At 64.3% G+C, this 230-nt stretch carries 1 protein-coding gene; it reads right to left on the bottom strand.

The genetic code is table 11. The annotated features are described in order from the left end of the window. On the bottom strand, window positions 1–230 hold a 230-nt coding region (locus tag BN358_RS26420), incomplete at both ends, for a DUF5318 family protein (RefSeq protein ID WP_198018420.1).

Raw genomic sequence — 230 nt, 5'->3', positions numbered from 1 at the left:
TGACCCCGTCCCCGAGCAGGTAGGAAGCGATCATGTGGTTCCAGCCGCAGTCGGTGCACACCTCGACGACGCGGACGGTGAACTCGCCGTACTCGTTCTCCATCTCGTTCAGCTCCGAGGTGGACCTGATCCGTCCGGAGTACTGGCCGAGCTGGTCGCCGAACACGTAGTTCAGGTTGGTCAGGCGGGGTGCCGCGCAGATCGGGCAGTGCACCGTCGATTCCTCACCG

It is taken from the genome of Sedimentibacter sp. B4, assembly GCF_000309315.1.
Classification (GTDB): domain Bacteria; phylum Bacillota; class Clostridia; order Tissierellales; family Sedimentibacteraceae; genus Sedimentibacter; species Sedimentibacter saalensis.
Note: the sequence above shows the minus strand (reverse complement) of the source record. Positions and strands in the feature narration are given on the sequence as shown.